21 protein-coding genes are annotated in these 19724 nt (G+C 67.8%); 5 read left to right on the top strand and 16 right to left on the bottom strand.

Annotation, left to right across the window (positions count from 1 at the left end; translation table 11 throughout):
• The first annotated feature begins 90 nt into the window (after positions 1 to 90).
• Positions 91 to 1071: an aldo/keto reductase gene (locus J3R73_RS29915; protein ID WP_307436152.1), complete on the top strand. Its 981-nt coding sequence runs from the start codon at positions 91 to 93 to the stop codon at positions 1069 to 1071.
• A 114-nt stretch (positions 1072 to 1185) separates the two neighbouring features.
• The gene (locus J3R73_RS29910) at positions 1186 to 2010 is read left to right on the top strand and encodes an aldo/keto reductase (RefSeq protein WP_307436149.1); all 825 of its coding nucleotides are present in this window, start codon (positions 1186 to 1188) and stop codon (positions 2008 to 2010) included.
• Positions 2011 to 2113: 103 nt separating this feature from the next.
• Here the strand turns inward: J3R73_RS29910 and J3R73_RS29905 are convergent, their stop codons facing one another.
• Entirely contained in the window at positions 2114 to 3436 is a 1323-nt protein-coding gene (locus J3R73_RS29905) for an LLM class flavin-dependent oxidoreductase (protein WP_307436146.1), read from the bottom strand.
• Between the two features lie 184 nt (positions 3437 to 3620).
• Entirely contained in the window at positions 3621 to 5396 is a 1776-nt protein-coding gene (locus J3R73_RS29900; RefSeq protein ID WP_307436143.1) for a tetratricopeptide repeat protein, read from the bottom strand.
• 193 nt (positions 5397 to 5589) lie between these two features.
• Here J3R73_RS29900 and J3R73_RS29895 point away from each other — a divergent pair, with 193 nt between their 5' ends.
• Together J3R73_RS29895 and yddG are read left to right on the top strand one after the other, a co-directional pair.
• Positions 5590 to 6015, top strand: coding sequence for a group III truncated hemoglobin (locus J3R73_RS29895; protein WP_307436141.1), 426 nt, complete (start codon positions 5590 to 5592; stop codon positions 6013 to 6015).
• Positions 6016 to 6079: 64 nt separating this feature from the next.
• Positions 6080 to 7024: an aromatic amino acid exporter YddG gene (gene yddG, locus J3R73_RS29890; protein WP_307436138.1), complete on the top strand. Its 945-nt coding sequence runs from the start codon at positions 6080 to 6082 to the stop codon at positions 7022 to 7024.
• On the opposite strand, the gene J3R73_RS29885 is transcribed toward yddG, so the two are convergent.
• From J3R73_RS29885 to J3R73_RS29860, 6 genes are all read right to left on the bottom strand, one after another.
• The gene (locus tag J3R73_RS29885) at positions 6997 to 7122 is read right to left on the bottom strand and encodes a hypothetical protein (protein WP_307436135.1); all 126 of its coding nucleotides are present in this window, start codon (positions 7120 to 7122) and stop codon (positions 6997 to 6999) included. The genes yddG and J3R73_RS29885 overlap by 28 nt on opposite strands.
• Before the next feature lie 108 nt (positions 7123 to 7230).
• Positions 7231 to 8841: an ABC transporter ATP-binding protein gene (locus J3R73_RS29880; protein ID WP_307436133.1), complete on the bottom strand. Its 1611-nt coding sequence runs from the start codon at positions 8839 to 8841 to the stop codon at positions 7231 to 7233.
• On the bottom strand, positions 8828 to 9697 hold the full coding sequence (locus tag J3R73_RS29875) for an ABC transporter permease (protein WP_307436131.1): 870 nt from the start codon (positions 9695 to 9697) through the stop codon (positions 8828 to 8830). Before J3R73_RS29875 ends, J3R73_RS29880 begins: the two co-directional genes overlap by 14 nt.
• Entirely contained in the window at positions 9694 to 10671 is a 978-nt protein-coding gene (locus tag J3R73_RS29870; protein ID WP_307436129.1) for an ABC transporter permease, read from the bottom strand. The genes J3R73_RS29875 and J3R73_RS29870 overlap by 4 nt, the downstream gene beginning before the upstream one ends.
• A gap of 24 nt (positions 10672 to 10695) precedes the next feature.
• Complete coding sequence (locus J3R73_RS29865) at positions 10696 to 11604, bottom strand: phytanoyl-CoA dioxygenase family protein (protein ID WP_307436127.1); 909 nt, start codon at positions 11602 to 11604, stop codon at positions 10696 to 10698.
• Between the two features lie 26 nt (positions 11605 to 11630).
• On the bottom strand, positions 11631 to 13073 hold the full coding sequence (locus tag J3R73_RS29860; protein WP_307436123.1) for an ABC transporter substrate-binding protein: 1443 nt from the start codon (positions 13071 to 13073) through the stop codon (positions 11631 to 11633).
• 337 nt (positions 13074 to 13410) lie between these two features.
• On the opposite strand from J3R73_RS29860, the gene J3R73_RS29855 reads away from it, so the two are divergent.
• The gene (locus tag J3R73_RS29855; RefSeq protein WP_307436120.1) at positions 13411 to 14394 is read left to right on the top strand and encodes a GntR family transcriptional regulator; all 984 of its coding nucleotides are present in this window, start codon (positions 13411 to 13413) and stop codon (positions 14392 to 14394) included.
• Positions 14395 to 14604: 210 nt separating this feature from the next.
• On the opposite strand, the gene J3R73_RS29850 is transcribed toward J3R73_RS29855, so the two are convergent.
• The 8 genes from J3R73_RS29850 to J3R73_RS29815 form a co-directional block, all read right to left on the bottom strand.
• Positions 14605 to 15111 (bottom strand): RNA pyrophosphohydrolase, encoded by a 507-nt coding sequence (locus J3R73_RS29850; protein ID WP_307436117.1) that lies wholly within the window; start codon positions 15109 to 15111, stop codon positions 14605 to 14607.
• Entirely contained in the window at positions 15108 to 15617 is a 510-nt protein-coding gene (locus tag J3R73_RS29845; RefSeq protein WP_307436114.1) for an RNA pyrophosphohydrolase, read from the bottom strand. Before J3R73_RS29845 ends, J3R73_RS29850 begins: the two co-directional genes overlap by 4 nt.
• 18 nt (positions 15618 to 15635) lie before the next feature.
• Positions 15636 to 16226 carry a DsbE family thiol:disulfide interchange protein gene (locus J3R73_RS29840; protein ID WP_307436111.1) on the bottom strand — a complete coding sequence of 197 codons (591 nt, stop codon included), beginning with the start codon at positions 16224 to 16226 and terminating at the stop codon, positions 15636 to 15638.
• Positions 16223 to 16420 carry a heme exporter protein CcmD gene (ccmD, locus tag J3R73_RS29835; protein WP_307436108.1) on the bottom strand — a complete coding sequence of 66 codons (198 nt, stop codon included), beginning with the start codon at positions 16418 to 16420 and terminating at the stop codon, positions 16223 to 16225. Before ccmD ends, J3R73_RS29840 begins: the two co-directional genes overlap by 4 nt.
• A gap of 1 nt (position 16421) precedes the next feature.
• The gene (locus tag J3R73_RS29830; protein ID WP_370880049.1) at positions 16422 to 17177 is read right to left on the bottom strand and encodes a heme ABC transporter permease; all 756 of its coding nucleotides are present in this window, start codon (positions 17175 to 17177) and stop codon (positions 16422 to 16424) included.
• Positions 17178 to 17327: 150 nt separating this feature from the next.
• Positions 17328 to 17987, bottom strand: coding sequence for a heme exporter protein CcmB (gene ccmB, locus J3R73_RS29825; RefSeq protein WP_307437800.1), 660 nt, complete (start codon positions 17985 to 17987; stop codon positions 17328 to 17330).
• A gap of 5 nt (positions 17988 to 17992) precedes the next feature.
• Complete coding sequence (gene ccmA, locus J3R73_RS29820; RefSeq protein ID WP_307436105.1) at positions 17993 to 18622, bottom strand: heme ABC exporter ATP-binding protein CcmA; 630 nt, start codon at positions 18620 to 18622, stop codon at positions 17993 to 17995.
• Positions 18619 to 19626 carry a KpsF/GutQ family sugar-phosphate isomerase gene (locus tag J3R73_RS29815; RefSeq protein WP_307436102.1) on the bottom strand — a complete coding sequence of 336 codons (1008 nt, stop codon included), beginning with the start codon at positions 19624 to 19626 and terminating at the stop codon, positions 18619 to 18621. The genes ccmA and J3R73_RS29815 overlap by 4 nt, the downstream gene beginning before the upstream one ends.
• Positions 19627 to 19724 lie beyond the last annotated feature (98 nt).

Genomic DNA, 19724 nt, shown 5'->3' with positions numbered 1-19724 from the left:
CCGTGAACGATTGCGTGAATTAACACATTGCCCCGCCGGTGGTAGCTGTCGCTGCCGCATTTTCAGTCCATTTCATTCCGGAGTTCATCAATGGATTACGTCAAGCTCGGGTCGACCGGCCTCGAAGTCTCCCGCATCTGCCTCGGCTGCATGACCTATGGCGAGCCCGACCGCGGCAACCACACCTGGACGCTGCCCGAAGAAGAGAGCCGTCCGCTGCTGCGCCAGGCGATCGAGCTCGGCATCAATTTTCTCGACACCGCGAATGTCTATTCGGACGGTTCCTCCGAGGAGATCGTCGGCCGCGCCATCCGGGATTTCTCCCGGCGCGAGGACATCGTGCTCGCCACCAAGGTCAATTCCCGCATGCGGCCGGGCCCCAACGGCGCCGGCCTGTCGCGCCGCGCCATCCTCGGCGAGATCGACAACAGCCTGCGCCGGCTCGGCACCGACTATGTCGATCTCTACCAGATCCATCGCTGGGATCCGGCGACGCCGATCGAGGAGACGCTCGAGGCGCTGCACGACGTCGTGAAGGCGGGCAAGGCGCGCTATATCGGCGCGTCCTCGATGTATGCCTGGCAGTTCTCGAAGGCCCTCTATGTCTCGCGCCTCAACGGCTGGACGGAATTCGTCAGCATGCAGAACCACGTTAACCTGCTCCATCGCGAGGAGGAGCGCGAGATGCTGCCGCTGTGCGAGGACCAGGGCATCGGCGTGATTCCCTGGAGCCCGCTCGCCCGCGGGCGGCTGACGCGCGACTGGAACGAGACCACGGAACGCCAGCAGAGCGACAGGTTCGGCGAGGTCCTCTACGAGCACGGGCTCGATTCGGACCGCAGGATCGTCGAGGCGGTCGCCGCCGTCGCCGGGAAGCGCGGCGTCCCGCGCGCCCAGGTGGCGCTGGCCTGGCTCCTGCAGAAGAGCGCGATCACCGCGCCGATCGTCGGCGCCTCGAAGCCGCAGCATCTCACCGATGCCGCCGCCGCCCTGGCGCTGTGGCTCACCGCCGACGAGATCGCCGAACTCGAGGCTCCCTATGTCCCGCACCCGGTCGTCGGCTTCCAGTAAGCCCGGCGGCGCACCCGATGGAGCCGACACGAAGACCATCGCCGCGGGCCTGCCGATCGCGGCATCGCACGTTCGCGGCGACGACGAAACCCCTTGCAAATCTGGAGATATGCGATGAACAGCCCTGTCATCCGCCTCAATGACGGCTATGAAATCCCGCAGCTCGGCTTCGGCGTCTGGCAGGTGCCGAATGCCGGCGCGGCCGCCGCCGTGACCGCGGCGATCGATGCCGGCTACCGCCTGATCGACACCGCAGCCGCCTATCGCAACGAAGAGGGCGTGGGCGATGCCATCGCCGCCTCGCCCGTCGGGCGCGACGCGCTTTTCATCACCACCAAGCTGGCCAATCCGGACCAGGGCTACGAGTCCACCCTGCGCGCCTTCGACGCCAGCATGAAGCTGCTCCGCATCGAGAAGCTCGACCTCTACCTCATCCACTGGCAGGCCGTGCACCGCGGCGCCTATCTCGACACCTGGAAGGCGTTCGTCAAGCTGCGGGACGAGGGCCGCATCGCCTCGATCGGCGTCTCCAACTTCACCGTGCCCAATCTCGAACGCCTGCGCGACGAGACCGGCGTGATGCCGAGCGTCAACCAGATCGAGCTCCACCCCCGCTTCCAGCAGAAGGCGCTGCGCGCCTATCACGCCAAGGCCGGCATCGCGACGGAATCCTGGAGCCCGCTCGGCCAGGGCAGCCTGATCGACGACCCGCAGCTCGCCGCCATCGGCCGGAAATACGGCAAGACGGCCGCCCAGGTCATCCTGCGCTGGCATCTCGACCTCGGCCTGATCGCCATTCCGAAGTCGGTCACGCCGGCGCGCATCGTCGAGAACTTCGACCTGTTCGACTTCAGGCTTTCCGAGGAGGACATCGCCGCCATCGACAAGCTCGACCGCCCGGACGGCCGCATCGGCCCCGATCCGGAGGTGTTCGGCTGAGCGGCCGGCTCAACCGCCGGCATAGACGTTACGGCTCCTTCTCCCGGTTCGGGAGAAGGAATTGCGCCATTTCTTGTATACGCCTCCCTTCGCAGAGCTTTCCTCAGAAGAACCGGTTCGCCGGGCGGGGCAGGCCGAGATTCTCGCGCAGGGTCGTGCCCTCATAGTCCCGCCGGAACAGGCCGCGGTCCTGCAGGACGGGCACCACCTTCTCGGCGAAGTCGTCGAGGCCGCCGGGAAGGTAGGGGAACATGATGTTGAACCCGTCGGACCCCTCGGTGAACAGCCATTCCTCCATGGTGTCGGCGATGCTGGCCGGCGTTCCGACGATCGCCAGCCCGGCATAGCCGCCGAGGCGCTGGGCGAGCTGGCGCACCGTGAGGCCCTCGCGCTCGGCGAGCTGGATCGCCCGCTCGCGCCCGCTCTTGCTCTGGTTGGTCTCCGGCACCGGCGGCAGGGGGCCGTCGGGATCGAAGCGGGAGGCGTCGTGGCCGAGCGCGACCGAGAGCGAGGCGATGGCGCTGTCGTAATGGACGAGGCTGTCGAGCCTGGCGCGCTTGGCCTTCGCCTCTTCGAGGGTGTCGCCGACCACGACGAAACAGGCCGGCAGGATCTTCATATGGTCGCGGTCGCGGCCGAGCTTTTCCATCCGCCCCTTGACGTCGGCATAGAAGCGCCGGCCGTCCGCCAGCGTCGCCGGCGCGGTGAACACCGCCTCCGCCGTCTCGGCCGCGAGCTGGCGCCCGGCTTCGGACGAGCCGGCCTGTACGATCACCGGCCAACCCTGCACCGGGCGGGCGATGTTGAGCGGGCCGCGCACCGAGAGGTGCTCGCCCTTGTGATCGAGCACATGCATCCTGGCTGGATCGAAGAAGATGCCGCTTTCGACGTCGCGGATGAAGGCGTCGTCGGCCCAGCTGTCCCACAGGCCGGTCACCACGTCGTAGAATTCGCGGGCCCGGCGATAGCGCTCGTCATGGTCGACGTGATCGGTGAGGCCGAAATTCAGCGCCGCGTCCGGATTGGAGGTGGTGACGACGTTCCAGCCGGCGCGCCCACCGCTGATATGGTCGAGCGAGGCGAAGCGCCGGGCGATGTGGTAGGCCTCGTCGAAGGTGGTCGAGGCGGTGGCGACGAGGCCGATATGCTCGGTGGCGCCCGCCAGGGCGGACAGCAGCGTGAACGGCTCGAAGGAGGTCGCGGTATGGCTGCGCTTGAGCGCCTCCAGGGGCATGTTGAGCACGGCGAGGTGATCCGCCATGAAGAAGGCGTCGAAGCGCGCGCGCTCCAGCGTCTGGGCGAGCCGGCGCAGGCGCGGAAAATTGAAATTCGCATCGGGCCAGGCGCCCGGATAGCGCCAGGCGCCGGTATGGATGCTGGCCGGCCGCATGAAGGCGCCGAGCCTGAGCTGGCGGGACTGAGCCATGGCGATCTCCGTATGGATTGGCGGGGCCCGCGGCGGCCCCAAAATTGCTGAAGCAGTCGGGAAGCGGACGGCGCAACGCTGCAGCCCGTCATTCATCACTGCATCTTCGGGTAATCCAATTCAATACAGAAATAGTATGGTATTCCGTCCGTGCTCCATCCCGGCATGCGCGCGGGGCGGCGCCTCACTTCGCCGGCACGAAGATGAAGTCGTCGGGCGGCAGCGAGCCGTAGACGAAGGGCTCCTGCTGGTTTCCGGTGTCCGAGAGCACGTCGCGCGTCACGAAGCGGAACACCTTGTTGATCTCGACGCCCGGCTCGACGATGCGCTTGGCGAAAGCGAGGGCGAAGGGGCTGTCGCCGCGGTTGCCGTCCTGCGCCGTCGTGCCTTCCTTGGCCGCGTAGACCACCAGGGTCGCGCTGGCCGGCTCGACGCGGGACAGGCCGCGGTCGATCGCGCGGGCGGCACTCGTCATCTTCATCTGCGAGGCGAAGGGATTGTTGCGGCAGGCGTCGAGGACCACGAGCTTCAGCCTGTGGGCGCCTTCGATGGCGCTCATCATCCGGTCGAGCGACACCGTCTCGTCGGCGACGTCGCGGTCGGATTCCAGCCTGGCATCGACCGGGATCAGGTAGTTCTTGCCGTCCATCTCCATGCCGTGGCCGGCATAATAGATCATCGCCCAATCGGCCTGGTCCGCCTTCCTGGCAAAGGCCCTGAGCGCGGCGATCATGCCGTCATGGTCGAGGTCGTGCACGACGGTGACGTCGCCGACGCCGGCATTGCGCAGCGCCGCGCCGACGAGCTCGGCATCCTTGGCGGGATTGGGCAGGAGGCCGACGGAGCGATAGGACGAATTGCCGATGACCAGCGCGACGCGGGTGCCATCCTGCGGCACGGGGGCCGGTGCAGCCGGCACGGCGGCCGGCGCAGCCTCGAGCTTGGCGATTTCGGTGAGGGCATAGGCATTGAACGCATCGCCCGCCGGGATCAGCCGCGCCGCCATCCGCATGTCCTGGAGGGCCTTGTCCTTGAGCCCGAGGGCCGCATAGGCGAGGCCGCGGTCATAGGCGGCATAGGCGTAATCGGGCTTGAGTTCGAGCGCCTTGCTGAAATCCTCGACCGCCTTCGCGTAGAGCTTCATGTCGTAATAGGCATCGCCCCGTCCCTTGTAGGGATAGGGATCGGCCGGCCTGAGCTCGGCCGCCTTGCCGTAGTCGAAGGCGCCCTGCTCGAAACTGCCTTTGTTCACGCTGATCATGCCGCGCTGCATATAGGCGTCGTGATAGTCGGGCTTGAGGGCGATGGCCATGTTCAGGTCGGCGAGGGCCTTGTCGTGCTCGCCTTTGGCCTCGTAGACGAGGCTGCGGTCGTTATAGGCGACGGCGAATTTCGGATCGAGCTTGATCGCCTTGGTGTAGTCGGCGATGGCGCGGTCATGCGCGCCCTTGTTGTCATAGGCCGTGCCGCGATAATCGTAGATCCAGGCGTTGCCGGGCTGGTAGCCGATCGCCTTGGTGTAGTCGGCGATGGCGAGGTCGTGCAGCCCCCGGCTCTCATAGGCGAGCCCGCGATTGTCGAGCGCCAGGATGAGGTCCGGCTTATAGCCGATCGCCTGGGTGTAGTCGGCGATGGCGTTGTCGAGATCGCCCTTCTCGCTATAGGCGTAGCCGCGGCTGTTATAGGCGTCGGCAAAGTCCGGCTTGAGCTGGATCGAGCTGGTATAGTCGGCGATCGCCCGTTCATGATCGCCCTCCCCGTCATAGGCGAGACCCCGGTTCCGGTAGGCGGCCGCCTTTTCCCTCTGGCTCTGGCCGTCCGACGCGATGATGTCCGTGCAGGCCGCGATGGAGATGGCCGCCGTCGGCGACTGGCAGCCGTTCCAGTCCACCGCCCGGGCCGGCGACGCGATGCCGCCAGCGGCGGCCAGGAGGATCGTCAGCAAAGGCCATCTGCGCATTTCCGGGCTCCAGCGCTGCAGGTTTACCGATGAGAAATCATAGCATTTCCAGACAGGGCCGATGTGCGGCCGGATACATGCCTCGGCAGGCCCCGAAGCGGTGGCGATCCGGGTCCGGCCTTGCCGGCCGGGATCCCGCTCCCTATTTACCATATCGGCCGCGTGGACGGCTCCAAAATTTGAAGCGGTCACGATGGATGCCATCCCGAGCCCGGACGAGCCGGCCGTCACCGAGGCGATGATCGCCACGCTCGTGCACACCTTCTACGCCCGGGTGCGGGCGGACGACCTGATCGGCCCCCTCTTCGATGCCAGGGTCGGCGACTGGGACGACCATCTCGCCAAGCTGTGCGCGTTCTGGTCGTCGATCGTCCTGCGCACCGGCCGCTATGACGGCCGGCCTCTGCGCCCGCATCTGTCGATGCCGCTGCAGGGGCGGCATTTCGACCGCTGGCTCGATCTTTTCGAGCGCACCGCGCTCGACGTGCTCGGGCGGCAGGCGGCCCTGCTGTTCATCGACCGCGCCCGCCGCATCGCCGACAGCTTCGACATGGCGGTCGGCACCCAGCAGGGCGAGGTCCGCACGCCCCGCCACCAGGCCCGGCCGCAGCCGGCCTGATCTCTCCTATGGCGTCCGGGCGCGGTTTGCGGCATAGCGTGCGGCCTGGTTCCGCGAGATGCCGATGTCGTCCAAGCTGCTTGCCACCCTCACGGGATTGATCGCCATCCTGCTCTGGGCCGTCCTCGCCCTGACGACCGCCCTCACCTACCGCATTCCCGCCTTCGAGCTGCTCGGCCTGACCTTCGCCGTCGCCACCGCGATGGGCGCCGCCTCCTGGCCGTTCCGCCCGGGCGCCGCGGCGGCCCTGCGCCAGCCCCCGGCGGTGTGGGCGCTCGGCGTCGGTGGCCTGTTCGGCTATCACGCGGTCTATTTCGCGGCGCTGAAGCGGGCGCCGCCGGCCGAGGCCAGCCTGATCGCCTATCTCTGGCCGCTCCTCATCGTGCTGTTCTCGGCGATGCTGCCGGGCGAAAGGCTGCGCTGGTACCATGTCGCCGGCGCGGCGCTCGGCTTTGCCGGCGTGCTGGCGCTCGGGCTCGCAAAGGGCGCCGCGGGGTTCGACGCCGCGCATGCGCCCGGCTACGCGCTGGCCCTGGCCTGCGCCTTCATCTGGTCCGGCTATTCGGTGCTCTCGCGCCGGTTCAAGGCGGTGCCGACCGACGCGGTGGTCGGCTTCTGCGGCGTCACCTGCGTCCTCGCCTTCGCCTGCCACCTGCTGCTCGAGGAGACGGTATGGCCGGACGGCACCGAGTGGCTCGCCATTCTCGGCCTGGGGCTCGGCCCGGTGGGCCTGGCCTTCTACGCCTGGGACCGCGGCGTCAAGCATGGCGACATCCGCCTCCTCGGCGTCGCCTCCTATGCCACGCCCGTGCTCTCGACCCTCATCCTCGTCGCCGTCGGCTTCGCCGCGCCGACGCTGGCGCTCGGCCTGGCGGTGCTGCTGATCGTCGGCGGTGCGCTGCTGGCCTCGCGCGACCAGATCCTGGCGGCGAGGAAGCCGGCTGAAACGGCCCTGGACGCCGGCGGAAGCGGCCGGGCCGATCAGCTCGGCGAAAGGCCGATCCCGTAGCGCTCCGCCAGGCGCCAGAACCAGTCGGCGTCGAGATCGGCGGTCCGCTCGATCTCCGCCAGGTCCGGGGCGCAGCGCTCGTGCAGGGCGTAGCACAAGGCTTCGTCGTCGTGACGCGCATGGCAGGCGATGCCCGCCGCGCCGACGGGATGGGCGAACAGAGCCTTGGACCAGGCCTATGGCCGCTCGGGCCAGGATCCGCGAATTCATAAAACGTCGCTGCGCCTTACCGTGGCGAGCCAGCCTGGATCCAGCGTCGGCACCGAGCCGAGGAGGACCTGCGTGTATAGTTCCCGCGGATCGGCGAGCAGGCCGGCGGCCGGGCCGCTTTCGACGACCCGGCCGGCCTTGAGAACGACGATCTCGTCGGCGATCTGCGCGACCGTGGCCAGATCGTGCGCGATGAAGATGCAGGAGGTCCCCGTCCCGGACTGGAGGCGTCCCAGAAGATCGATGATGCCTCTCGCGACCAGCGGGTCGAGCGCCGAAGTCACTTCGTCGCAGATGATCAAGGCGGGATCTGCGGCGATCGCCCTTGCGATGCAGACACGCTGCTTCTGTCCGCCGGACAGTTCCGAAGGCAGCCGATCGATGAGATCCGCATCGAGCTCGGTCATCTCCAGGAGCTCGAAAATACGCCGATCGAGTGCGCGGCCGCGCAGGGCGTGGCGCAGCGAGAGCACGCGTCCAATCGTCTCCCGGATCCGGTGGCCGGGATTGAGGGCCTCGTCCGGGATCTGGTGGATGGCCTGGATGCGCCAGAGAAGGTTCTGCGGGCGCTGGCGGACGAGGGGCGCAAGCGGCTCGCCGGCGAAGGTGATGCGGCCCGATACCGGCGCCAGCAGGCCGCTGACGATCCTGCCCAGGGTCGACTTGCCGGAGCCGGACTCGCCGACGATGGCGACCGTCGCCCCCTTGGGCACGGCCAGGCTGACCTCGCTCAGGACCGGCATTGCCCGTCCATAGCGGGCCGAAAGCGATTCGATCTGGAGAAGAGCGGCGCCGACCGACGGCGACGGCCGCCGCGAAGGCCGCGCGCCCAGGAGTTGGCGGGTATAGTCCTCGCGCGGTGCGCGGATGAGGTCGGCGGTCCGGCCGTGCTCGATGGTGCGCCCATGCCGCAGGACCATGACGCGGTCGGTCATCTGGGCGACGACGGAGAGGTCGTGGCTGATGTACAAGGCCGCGACGCCGGCTTCGGCGACGACGTCCTTGATCGCCACGAGGACCTCGATCTGGGTCGTCACGTCGAGCGCCGTCGTCGGCTCGTCGAAGACGATGATGTCGGGCCGGCAGGCCATCGCCATCGCGACCATCGCCCGCTGCAGCTGGCCGCCCGAGAGTTCGTGAGGATAGCGCTCGCCGATCGTCTCCGGCGACGGCAGGCGCAGACGCCGGTATATCGCGACCGCCTCGCGCCGCGCATCGGCCGATGCGGTCCGCCGGTGGAACCGGACGGCCTCGACATACTGGTCGATGATGCGGCGCGCCGGATTGAACGCGGCGGCGGCGCTCTGCGCGACATAGGCGATGCGCCCGCCGCGCAATTGCCTGAGGCGCCGGGGCGGCAGGCGCAGGATGTCCTCGCCCTTCAGGATGACCTCGCCGCCGCTGATACGGCAGCCGCCGCGCGCATAGGCCATGGCCGCAAGGCCGATGGTCGATTTTCCCGCCCCGGATTCGCCGATCAGGCCGAGAACCTCGCCCGGCTTCAGCGTCAGCGATACGCCCTTGACGATCTCGCGCCAGCCGCGCCCGTCCGGCGCTTCGACCCGCAGATCGCGTATGTCGAGCAGCGGCGCGTCAGCGGCTGGCATCGGGACGAGCCGTCTTGCGGATGTACCAGTCGGAGACGAAGTTCACGGCAATCGTCAGCACTCCGATCGCTGCGGCCGGCAGCATGGGCGTGATGTCGCCATAGGTGATCAGGTCCGCATTCTCCCGCACCATCGAGCCGAGATCGGCGGCAGGCGGCTGCAATCCGAGCCCCATGAAGGAAAGCGCGCTGATCAGCAGGAAGACGAAGCAGAACCGCAATCCGGCTTCCGCGATCAGGATCTTCCTGACGTTCGGCAGGATTTCCCGGCGCACCAGCCAGAAGCTGCCTTCGCCCCGCATGCGGGCGACGTTCATATAGTCCATCGCGGCGACGTCCATGCCGAGCGCACGGCTCAGCCGGAAGAGCCGGGTCGCTTCCATCAGCGCAATCACCAGGATCAGCACCGGTATGGAGGTGCCGAGGATCGTCAGCAGCAGCAGCGAGAAGATGAGCTGCGGCACCGACATCATCACGTCGACGACGCGGCACAGGACGAAGTCGAACCAGCCGCCGACGGCCGCCGAGAGCAGCCCGAGCGAGCAGCCGGCCATGAAGGACAGCGCACTGGCAGCGATGCTGATGCCGATCGTATTGCGGATGCCGAACAGGAGGCGACTGAGCATGTCCCGGCCGAGATTATCCGTTCCGAGGGGGAACGCCGCGCTCCACGGATCGAAGGCGGAGCCGACGATTTCGGATTCGCCGTGCGGCGCCAGCAGGGGAACCGCCAGGGTCACGACGGCGTAGACCACCATGACGACGGCGCCCAGGCGCGCACTCCAGTCCATCGTTGCGAGCCAGTCCGGCACGGACGGCCGCCGGCCGCGCGACGGCAGGGCGCCTCCCGGTTTCATCGCAGCCTCAGGAGACGCGGATTGGTGATCATCGCGAAAAGGTCCGCCAGGAGGTTGAGCAGGATATAGCTCGCGGCGAAGACCAGGCTGCAGGCCTGGATGACCGGCACGTCGCGGACGACGACGGCGTCGACCATCAACTGGCCGAGGCCCGGATAGACGAAGATCATCTCCACCACGACCACGCCCACCACGAGATAGGCGAGATTGAACAGGATGACGGTCATCACCGGAGGCCACGCATTGACCAAAGCGTGACGGGTGATGACCTGCCAGCGCGAGGCGCCCTTGAGAACGGCCATCTCGATATAGGGTTGATCCATGAGGGCGGCGACGGCGGCGCGGGTCATCCGCATCATGTGGCCGAGGACGGCCAGAGCCAGCACGAGCGCCGGCATCAGCGTCTTCAGCAGCCTTTCGGGCAAGGGATCGCCCCAGGAAACGTGGGAGAGGCTGGGCAGCCAGTGCAGCTTGACCGCGAAGACGACGATCAGCACATAGGCGATGAAGAATTCGGGGAAGGAGATCGTGGAAAGCGTTGCCAGATTCAGCGCCCGGTCGATCCAGCTGTCGCGAAACAGGACCGATACGAGGCCGAGGACCACCGCAAGCGGAACGGCGATGGCGGCGGCGAAGCCCGCCAGGAAGAAGGTGTTGTACAGCCTCGGTCCGATCATTTCGGAAATCTGGCGATGGCTCGCCAGGGAGCGGCCGAGGTCGCCATGCAGGATGCCGCCTATCCAGGCGAGGAAGCGGACGGGAAGGGGCCGGTCCAGCCCCATTTCCAGCCGGAGCGCGGATATGGTCTCCTTCGTCGCATCCCTGCCGAGCACCTCGGTGGCGAAGTCGCCCGGAAGAAGTGAGACCGCGAGGAAGATCAGGCACGACACCGCGGCGAGGACGAACAGGCCGACGGCGAGGCGCCTGGCGATCATGCCCGCCAATTGCCGTGAACGATCGCGGTCGAATCGCACCTGTCTCTCCCGGTTCCGGAACGGCTAATTCGTGATCCAGCTGGCGGTCAGCGGCTTGGAGCCGTTGAGGTCCGCATATCCCTTGCCATTGTAGCCGACGGGATTCTCACCGAAATAGCGGGGATCGCGCGGCATGTCCGCCCGCTGGTAGCGGACGTCGCACGACATGCGGGCACGGTTGATCGGCGAGCAATTGTCGAGCGACCCATGGGCGGTGAAGAGGCTGAAGACGATGATGTCGCCGGCATGGAGATCCGCGCACATGATCGACGTGTGACGCTCCTCGGCGAATTCATAGGCCGGCCGGTTATAGGCGAGCTTGCGCGCCACGGACGCCGTCTCGCCCGCGGCGACCACGTCGTCGATCAGGTCGCGATAGGTGTTCGACTTGTCGATGATGAAGAGAGGTCCATCCGTGACCGGCACGTCGCCGAGCGGTGTCCAGACGGTGTAGAGATCGGGCGTGCCCTTGGCGAAGAAGGGATAGTCGTAATGCATGTCGAGGGCCCTGCCGGGCGCCGCGACGCGCAGATAGACGAGGTCGTGGCCGACCGCCGGCGCGCCGTGGATGGCGCCGAGGATCTCGCGCATGCGGGCGCCATGCGTGACGCTGCGAAGCTTCTCGCCCTCGCTGGCCGTCTTCCAGAAGGCACCGAGGTCGGGGTGGACCTTGTCGCGCTGGCTGACACCGGTCACGATGCCGTCGATCGCCGGCTCCCGCAGTTCGCCGACCGAAGCGAGCCGATCGGCGACCTCCTGCCGCGCCGCCATCACGTCCGCCACGGGCAGGACGTTGCGCAGGAGGACGTAGCCTTCCTCCGCGAGGACCTCGCGCAGGCGGGGAAGGTCGGCCAGCAGCGGTGCGCGATCCGGCAGTTCCCGGATCAGGTGGTCCGGAATCCGCTGCCCCTTGTTGACGGCCTCGAACATCATACGATTCCTTTGTCGAAATTCTGCAGTCAGGCGGACAGCGACCAGCGCTCGACAGCCCGCCAATTGTCCATTTCCCAGTTGCCGCTCAGCTTTTCGGGGGTCGTGACCTTCGATCCCAGACCGACGATGTGGTTGGCGAACAGGGGGGCGATGAGGCCGCCATCCTCGTTGAGGAGGTGCTGCATTTCCGCGTAGACCGCACGCCGCTCGGCGGGATCCACGGTCAGCCGCCCCTTCACGAGCAGATCCTCGAAATGAGGATTGTCCCAATGCGTGTCGTTGTTCTCGGCCTTGGCCGCGTAGAAGGCCGTGAAGATCCAGTCTTCGGTCGGCCGGCCGCCGACATAGCCCATGGTGAAGGGCACCTTCGACCAGGTGTTGGACCAGAAGCCGTCATTGGGACGCTTGACGACGTTGATCCGGATACCGGCCGCCTTCGCCTGTTCTGCATAGAGCACGGCGGCGTCGATGGCCCCCGCCGGCCAGGCGACTTCTGCGGTTTCGAGGTCGACCGTGATGCCTTCCGCCCCCGCCTTCTTCAGCAGGAACTTGGCCTTGTCGGGATCGTAGCTGCGCTGGGCGAGGCCCTTGTCGAAATAAGGGTAGGTCGGCCCGATCGGCTGGTCGTTGCCGATGGTGCCGTGCCCGAGCAGCACCCGCTTCAGCATTTCCTCGCGGTCGACGGCATATTTGAACGCCAGGCGGACATCCTTGTCCCGGAAGAGGGACGAGGTGGTGTCCATCAGGATGGTCGAATATTGGGGCCCGGTGGTCTCGACGATGCGGATGCCCGGAACGCCGCCGAGGCGCAGCACGGTCTTGACGTCGACGCGGCCGATCGCATCGACCTCGCCGGACATCAGCGCCGTCTGCCGCGCGGCCGCGTCGGGAATGTTGATCAGCTCGACTTGGTCGAAATGGGCGCGGCTGTCGCCCTTGAAATAGTTGGGGTTGCGCTTGAGCTTGATCGACACGCCCGGCTCGAAGCTTTCGAGGACGTAGCCGCCCGTGCCGTTCCCCGATTGCCAATCGACCTTGCCGTCGACGACGGGGAGGATCAGCATGTGATAGTCGCTCATCAGGAAGGGGAAATCGGCGTTGCTCTTCGACAGTTCGACGACGACCGTCAGCGGCCCTGTCGCCTTGATGTCGGCGATGGGCTCGACCAGCGTCTTGCCGGCCGAGACGCTCTTGTCGCCGCGGTGGAAGTTGATCGAGGCAACCACATCCTCGGCCGTGAGCGGCTTGCCGTCGTGAAACGTCACGCCGTTCCGGATCTGGAACGTCCACGTCTTGGCCTCGTCGGAAGGCGCCCAGGACGCCGCCAACTCGCCGACCAGCGACCCATCGGGCATCACTTCCGTCAGCGAATTGCGCAGCGCCCACCAAGCGAGGGCGACATGCGTATCCGGCGATCCGCGTGGATCCAGCGTATCCGAGGTTGCGCCGCCGGCCACGCCGAACTTCACGGAGCCACCCTTCACCGGCGCAGCGATGGCCCGCGACGCCCAACCCAGAGGCAGGAAGGCACTTGCGCCCAAGCCTGCCAGACCTGCTAAAGTCTGCCTGCGTGTTGTTTTCAACATTCCCCATACCCCTGGCGGTGTCGCTTCGAAGACGTTCAAAGCCTGCGTTTTTATGCTTAATGTACTAATTGACTAGAACGATATGGCTGGGAAAATGGAGCGTCAAGCTCATATTTATCGCTGGTTTCCGGCGTAAATGCTGTTATTTGGGCAAAATCTGCGTTGGTATGCGAAAATCAGTGTGCTAATTGATTAGAACTTTGGCAGGAGGCTTGACGCCTTGAAACTGAGCGTGGATCGCAGCCTTCCCGTCCCGCTGGGCACGCAGCTTCGCGGGCTGATCGAGCACGGCATCGTCAGCGGCGAGTTCACGCCCGGCGAGAGGCTGCCCTCGGTGCGCGATCTCGCCGAATCCCTCGGCGTTGCTCCGATGACCGTGTCGCAAGTGTATCGCTATCTCAGGAACGCCCGCCTGATCGAAGCCCGTCCGGGCGATGGAACCTATGTCGCCGAGCGCAACCCGGATGCGGCGATCGCGCCGACGGAGATGAGCGCCGTCACCGAGCGCCTCGACCAGTTGATTCACGATGTGCGGTGGCTCGGCCTCAGCCGGGCGGACTTCACCGCGATGGTCCAGACCCGCTTCGCGGCGCAGGAGAAGGCGGGCGAGACGCGGCGCGTCGTTACCATCGGCATGTTCGAAGAGGCGACGCGCGACTATGCGGCGGCCATCGCCTCTCATCTGGGGGCGGACTTCCAGGTCGGGGCCTGCACGCTCGATCGCGTCCGCAGCGACGAGGGCTTTCGGAAATCGCTGCGTGACGTGGAACTCGTCGTCACCTTTCCCAATCGGCAGCGCGAGATCGCAGCGCTTCTCCCGCGCCTCAGGGTGGTCTCGATCAGATTTCTTCCGACGGAGAAGACCCGACAGGCGCTTGCGGGCCTGGACCCCTATGCCAGGCTCGCGGTCGTCTCTCATTTCCCCGATTTCCTGCCGATGCTGAAATCGGGCGCGCAGCGCTTTGCGCCCCATGTGGCGGAATGCAGGGCGGTGGTCCTCGACACGCCCGAATTGGGGCCGGCACTCGATTGGGCCGATGTCGTTGTTTACACGACGGGCGCCGAGAGAGTTCTCGACCTGCTGGATGCCGACCAGACGGGATTTGAATACCGCTATGGCCCGGATCTCGTCGATCTCGACCGGACCGTCCTGCCGCTGCTGCGGCGGGAGCGGGCGGAGGATGTTTCGCTTACGGCCCCCTGAGAAGGGAGGACCTATGTTCGACCCGCTTTCAGGTGTCTGGTCCCGGTTTCGACTTTCGTTGCCGCGAGGCGCTCCCTGGCGGCCTGCCATGCGAGACCCCGGGCATTGCTGCTGGACGCAAAGGGCCGGGCCGTCGCCTTCTTCGGCGAGCTCTTTCACCCTCGGCAATACGCGCACCGGGGCCGCCGGAGAGGGAGACCCCGACGGCTGCTATGATGCCGTCCCGAACGCCGCGAAGGCCAGCGCCACACGCTCATACACCGCCCGCTTGTGCGGGGTGACCAGGCCGGGCAGCCGCGCGAGCCTCTCCCAGCGCCAGCCGAAGAACTCCTGCGGCTCGCCCGTCGGCAGGTTGACCACGTCGATCTCGCCGTCGTCGCCCTCGAAGCGGAAGGCGACCCAGCGCTGCTTCTGGCCACGGAAGGGCGACAATTTGTGCCGCGGGCCGTCATAGGGCGGGAAGTCGTAGTCCCACCAGTCCGGCGTCACCGCGAGCAGGGCCGCCGAGCGCACATTGGTTTCTTCCCACAATTCGCGCCGCGCCGCGGCGACGATGTCCTCGCCCTCGTCGATGCCGCCCTGCGGGCATTGCCATTCGAAGCCGGGGACGATCAGCTCGGGGCCCGAGGTCTTCGCCCGGCCGACCAGGACGAGGCCCTGGCTGCTGAACAGGGCGATGCCGACATTCGGCCGGTAGGGGAGCGCCTGGCCCGTCATCGGACGAGGAAGCGGAAGGCGTCGACGACGTTGCGGTAGACGCCGGCCTTGAAGGGGATGACGAGGTCCGGCAGCGCCTCCAGCGGCTGCCAGCGCCATTGGTCGAATTCGGCCTTGAACCGGCCCTCGCCCGGATGGTCGACGTCGATCTCGCTCTCCTGCCCGGTGAAGCGGAAGGCGAACCATTTCTGGATCTGGCCGCGGTAATGCTGCGTCCAGCCGCTGCCGACCATCTCTTCCGGCAGGTCGTAGGCATACCATTCCGGCGCTTCGGCGAGGAACTCGATCGAGCGCACACTGGTCTCCTCATAGAGTTCGCGGATCGCCGCGTCGCGCGGATCCTCGCCCTCGTCGATGCCGCCCTGCGGCATCTGCCACTCGAAGCTGCCGCTGCGCTCGGCCTGGCCGGGTTTCGGCTTGCGCCGCCCGAGCAGGACCTCGCCGGCCGCGTTGAACAGCGCCGCGCCCGCGCAGGGCCGGTAGGGAAGCTTGCTCCGGTCGTTCATGTCTGCCTCGCGTCCTGCCTATTTCTTTGCCGCCGCCTCGATGGCGGGCAGCAGGCGGCCGGCCACGACGTCGTCGCTCAGCGGGCCGACGATCTTGTCGAGGATGACGCCGTCCTTGCCGACCAGGAAGGTCTCCGGCACGCCGTAGACGCCCCAGTCGATGGCCGAGCGGCCATTGGCGTCGACCCCGACGGCGTCGTAGGGATCGCCGAAGGTGCCGAGGAAGCGGCGGGCATTGTCCGGCAGGTCCTTGTAGTTGATGGCGGCGATGCGAACCTTCTTCTGCGCGGCGAGCCGCATCAGCACGGGATGCTCGTCCTGGCAGGGGCCGCACCAGGAGGCGAAGACGTTCACCACCGTCACGCCGCCGGCCTCGAGATCCGCCGTGCCGAGGCCCGGCACCGGCCTGCCGTCGCGCTGCAGGCCGTCGAGCGGCGGCAGCTTCATGTCGGGGACGGTCTTGCCGATCAGCGCCGAGGGCAGCGTGCTCGGGTCGCCCGCGCCGAGCTGGCGCCAGAACAGCAGCGCCAGGGCGGCGAACACCGCGATGGGCAGGAAGGCGAGCCAGCGCCGCCGCGGCCGGACCGGCAGGGCCTGGGTCTCGCTCATCGCGGAGCGCCCTCCGTCCGCGACCGCGAGCGCCGCCTGAGGCCGCGCGCCTCGAGCTCGGCGAGCGTCTTCAGCTGGCTGCGGTAGTCGACCAGGATCCAGGCGGCGAGCGCGGCGATCACCGCGATCGCCAGCCCATAGGCCCATGTGATGAAGGCCCAATGCGGCCCGAGGTCCATGCCGAGGACGACCATGTCAGGCCTCCGCCGGCATCGCGGGCGCCATCGTGGTCGCCACGCCGGCTGCCGCCATCAGGCGCATGGTGCGGATGCGCCGGCGCAGGATCTCGGCCCGCATCGCCATCAGATGCAGGGTGAAGAACAGGCCGGTGAAGGCGAGCGCCATCACCAGGAGCGGCCAGAGCATGGAGGCATCGATGGTCGATCCGCCCATGCGGAACACCGATTCGCCCTGGTGCAGCGTGTACCACCATTCGACCGAGAACTTGATGATGGGGATGTTGACCGCCCCGACCAGCACGAGGACGGCGCAGATCTTGGCGGCGCGGCCGGGGTCCTCGACGCTGTGCCAGAGCGCCAGCAGCGCGAGATACATCAGGAACAGCACGAGGACCGAGGTGAGCCTCGCATCCCAGACCCACCACGTCCCCCACATCGGCTGGCCCCACAGCGAGCCGGTGACGAGGCAGAGCAGAGTGAAGGTCGCGCCGATCGGCGCCGCCGCCTTCATCGCCACCTCGGCGAGCGGATGGCGCCAGACCAGCACCCCGATCGCCGATGCCGACATCACCATCCAGCCGGCCATGCCGAGCCAGGCGAAGGGCACGTGGATGAACATGATCTTCACCGTGGCGCCCTGCTGGTAGTCGTCGGGCGCGATCACGCTGCCATAGATGCCGATCGCGAACAGCACGAGCGTGACGCCGGCCAGCCACGGCAGGATGCGGCCGGCGAGACCCATGAAGACGGTGGGATTGGCGATCTTCCACATGGAGATGTTCTAGACGGGACGAAGCGGCGAAACAATGACGGCGGGAACACAAATACGCGGGATCGCGCAAGATGAAGCATGCCGGCCGGGAGACCGGCCCGCCGGTGGGCGGACCACCCGACCCGCCTGTTATAAAAAACGGCCGGCCCCCTATTCCAGCCCGAACCGGAGCGCCCAGGCCGAGGCGACCGTGCCGAGCACGATCGAGAACAGCGTCATGGCGCAGAGCAGCAGGAAGGGCGGCAGGAACGGCATCGGCCCGGCGATGGCGGCATTGGCGGCGGCGACGCCGAAGATCAGCACGGGGATGGCGAGCGGCAGGATCAGGATCGACAGCAGCAGGCCGCCGCGGCGCAGCGCCACCGTCAGCGCCGCGCCGATGGTGCCGAGGAAGGTGAGCGCGGGCGTGCCGACCAGCAAGGTGAGCGTGACCGCGCCGATGCCGCTCGCGGGCAGGTTGACGAAGAGGCCGAGCAGGGGCGCGGCGACCACCAGCGGCAGGCCGGTCGCGATCCAGTGCGCCAGCGCCTTGACGGCGACCGCCAGTTCCAGCGGCACCGGGCCGAGATGGATGAGGTCGAGCGAGCCGTCGTCGAGATCGGCCTGGAACAGGCGGTCGAGGCCGAGCAGGGTGGCGAGGAGCGCGCCGAGCCAGAGGATGGCCGGGCCGATGCGCGCCAGCAGGTTGAGGTCCGGTCCGACGCCGAAGGGCACGACCGTCACCACCGCCAGGAAGAAGACGACGCCGACCGGCGCGCCGCCGCCGGCCCGCACCGCCAGGCGCAGCTCCCGCACGAGCAGGGCGGACAGCGCCCTCATGCGGCACCGATGGTCAGCACCAGCGCGGGTGCCAGGCCGAGATCGCCATGGGTCGCGGCGAGGATGATGCCGCCGCCGGCGAGATGCTCGCGCATGCGTTCCGACAGGCGGGCCTGCGTCGCCACGTCGAGCGCCGAGGTCGGCTCGTCGAGCAGCCAGACCGGCCGGTACGAGACGAAGAGGCGGCAGAGCGCGAGCCGCCGCTTCTGGCCCGCCGACAGATAGGCGGCGGGCAGGTCGGCCAGGGGCTCGATGGCGAAGAGGTCGAGCGCGTCCTCCGGCGCGAGCGCGGCCCCGCCATAATAGTCGCGCCAGAAGGCGAGGTTCTCCCGCACCGTCAGCGCCGGCTTGAGGGCGTCGGCATGGCCGCAATAATGCATGTGCTCGCCCGAGGGGCGCCCTTCGTCCCCGGACGTCTCGGCCCCCTCCACCACCACCGAGCCGGCCGCCTTCGGCACCAGCCCGGCGATGACGCGCAGGAGGCTCGACTTGCCGGCCCCGTTATGGCCGACGACGGCGACGAGGTCACCCGCGCCCGCCGCGAAGGACACGCCGGCGAACACCGCCCGCCCGCCCCTTTCGCAGGCGAGGTCGCTCACCGTCAGCCGGAGCGGCGCCGGGCTCACACCAGGCCGATGCGCAGGAGGTCGTGCATGTGCACGACGCCGACGGGGCGGTCGCCCTCCATCGCGAACAAGGCGCTGATGCGCCGGGAATCCATCACCTCCAGCGCCTCGCCCACCAGCGCGTCGGCGCGGATCACCTTGGGGCTGTGCGTCATGATGTCGTCGACCCGGCGCGTCATCAGGTCCGGCGCCATGTGGCGGCGCAGGTCTCCGTCCGTGGCGATGCCGATGAGGGCGCCGGCCTCGTCCGTCACGCCGACGCAGCCGACGCCCATGCGCGACATCACCAGCACCGCCTCCGACATCGGCGTGCCCCGGGCGACGAGCGGCATGGCCTCGCCGGCGCGCATGACGTCACGCACGAATTTGAGCGCGGCGCCGAGCTTGCCGCCGGGATGGAAGACACGGAAGTCGACGGCGGTGAAGCCGCGCGCCTCCAGCAGCGCGACCGCAAGCGCATCGCCCAGCGCCAGCTGCATCAGCGAGGAGGTGGTGGGGGCGAGCCCGTTCGGGCAGGCTTCCTCCACCCGCGGCAGGACGAGGCGGATATCGGCGGCCCGGGCGAGGGTCGAGTTCGGCGCCGAGGTCACGGCGATGAGCGGCACGTCGAAGCGGGCGGCATAATCGAGGATGTCGCCGAGCTCGCGCGTCTCGCCCGACCAGGACAGCGCGATCACCGCGTCGTCGGTGGTGATCATGCCGAGATCGCCGTGGCTCGCCTCGCTCGGATGCACGAAGAAGGCGGGCGTGCCGGTGGAGGCGAAGGTCGCCGCCACCTTCTTGCCGATATGGCCCGACTTTCCCATGCCGGTGACGATGACGCGCCCCTTCAGGCCGGCGATCCGCTCGACGCTGGCGGCGAAGGCCGGGCCGAGATCGTCCGAGAGCGCCCGCGCCAGGGCCTCCAGGCCCGCCCGCTCGGTCTCGATCGTCCTGAGGGCGGACCGCAGCACCGCGCCCGCCTCCGCCTGCCGCTTCTGCTCCGCCTGCCCGGTCGTCGCCATGCATCGTTCCTGTCGGAGATTGTATCGCGGCGCTGTTTAGCACAAATTCCGCGAACGTCAGGGTCCGGCCGCGCCGGCGCTGCGGGAAGCCGACGATT

This window comes from Labrys monachus, from assembly GCF_030814655.1.
Classification (GTDB): domain Bacteria; phylum Pseudomonadota; class Alphaproteobacteria; order Rhizobiales; family Labraceae; genus Labrys; species Labrys monacha.
Note: the sequence above shows the minus strand (reverse complement) of the source record. Positions and strands in the feature narration are given on the sequence as shown.

Excerpts from the sequence above, each read along its gene's own strand:
- J3R73_RS29915 (WP_307436152.1), top strand. The coding sequence starts at position 91 with ATGGATTACGTCAAGCTCGGGTCGACCGGCCTCGAAGTCTCCCGCATC.
- J3R73_RS29850 (WP_307436117.1), bottom strand. The coding sequence starts at position 15,111 with ATGACGGGCCAGGCGCTCCCCTACCGGCCGAATGTCGGCATCGCCCTG.
- J3R73_RS29815 (WP_307436102.1), bottom strand. The coding sequence starts at position 19,626 with ATGGCGACGACCGGGCAGGCGGAGCAGAAGCGGCAGGCGGAGGCGGGC.
- J3R73_RS29875 (WP_307436131.1), bottom strand. The coding sequence starts at position 9,697 with ATGAAACCGGGAGGCGCCCTGCCGTCGCGCGGCCGGCGGCCGTCCGTG.
- J3R73_RS29910 (WP_307436149.1), top strand. The coding sequence starts at position 1,186 with ATGAACAGCCCTGTCATCCGCCTCAATGACGGCTATGAAATCCCGCAG.
- ccmD (WP_307436108.1), bottom strand. The coding sequence starts at position 16,420 with ATGGTCGTCCTCGGCATGGACCTCGGGCCGCATTGGGCCTTCATCACA.
- J3R73_RS29880 (WP_307436133.1), bottom strand. The coding sequence starts at position 8,841 with ATGCCAGCCGCTGACGCGCCGCTGCTCGACATACGCGATCTGCGGGTC.
- J3R73_RS29830 (WP_370880049.1), bottom strand. The coding sequence starts at position 17,177 with ATGTGGAAGATCGCCAATCCCACCGTCTTCATGGGTCTCGCCGGCCGC.
- J3R73_RS29900 (WP_307436143.1), bottom strand. The coding sequence starts at position 5,396 with ATGCGCAGATGGCCTTTGCTGACGATCCTCCTGGCCGCCGCTGGCGGC.
- J3R73_RS29895 (WP_307436141.1), top strand. The coding sequence starts at position 5,590 with ATGGATGCCATCCCGAGCCCGGACGAGCCGGCCGTCACCGAGGCGATG.
- J3R73_RS29865 (WP_307436127.1), bottom strand. The coding sequence starts at position 11,604 with ATGATGTTCGAGGCCGTCAACAAGGGGCAGCGGATTCCGGACCACCTG.
- yddG (WP_307436138.1), top strand. The coding sequence starts at position 6,080 with ATGTCGTCCAAGCTGCTTGCCACCCTCACGGGATTGATCGCCATCCTG.
- J3R73_RS29840 (WP_307436111.1), bottom strand. The coding sequence starts at position 16,226 with ATGAGCGAGACCCAGGCCCTGCCGGTCCGGCCGCGGCGGCGCTGGCTC.
- J3R73_RS29905 (WP_307436146.1), bottom strand. The coding sequence starts at position 3,436 with ATGGCTCAGTCCCGCCAGCTCAGGCTCGGCGCCTTCATGCGGCCGGCC.
- J3R73_RS29845 (WP_307436114.1), bottom strand. The coding sequence starts at position 15,617 with ATGAACGACCGGAGCAAGCTTCCCTACCGGCCCTGCGCGGGCGCGGCG.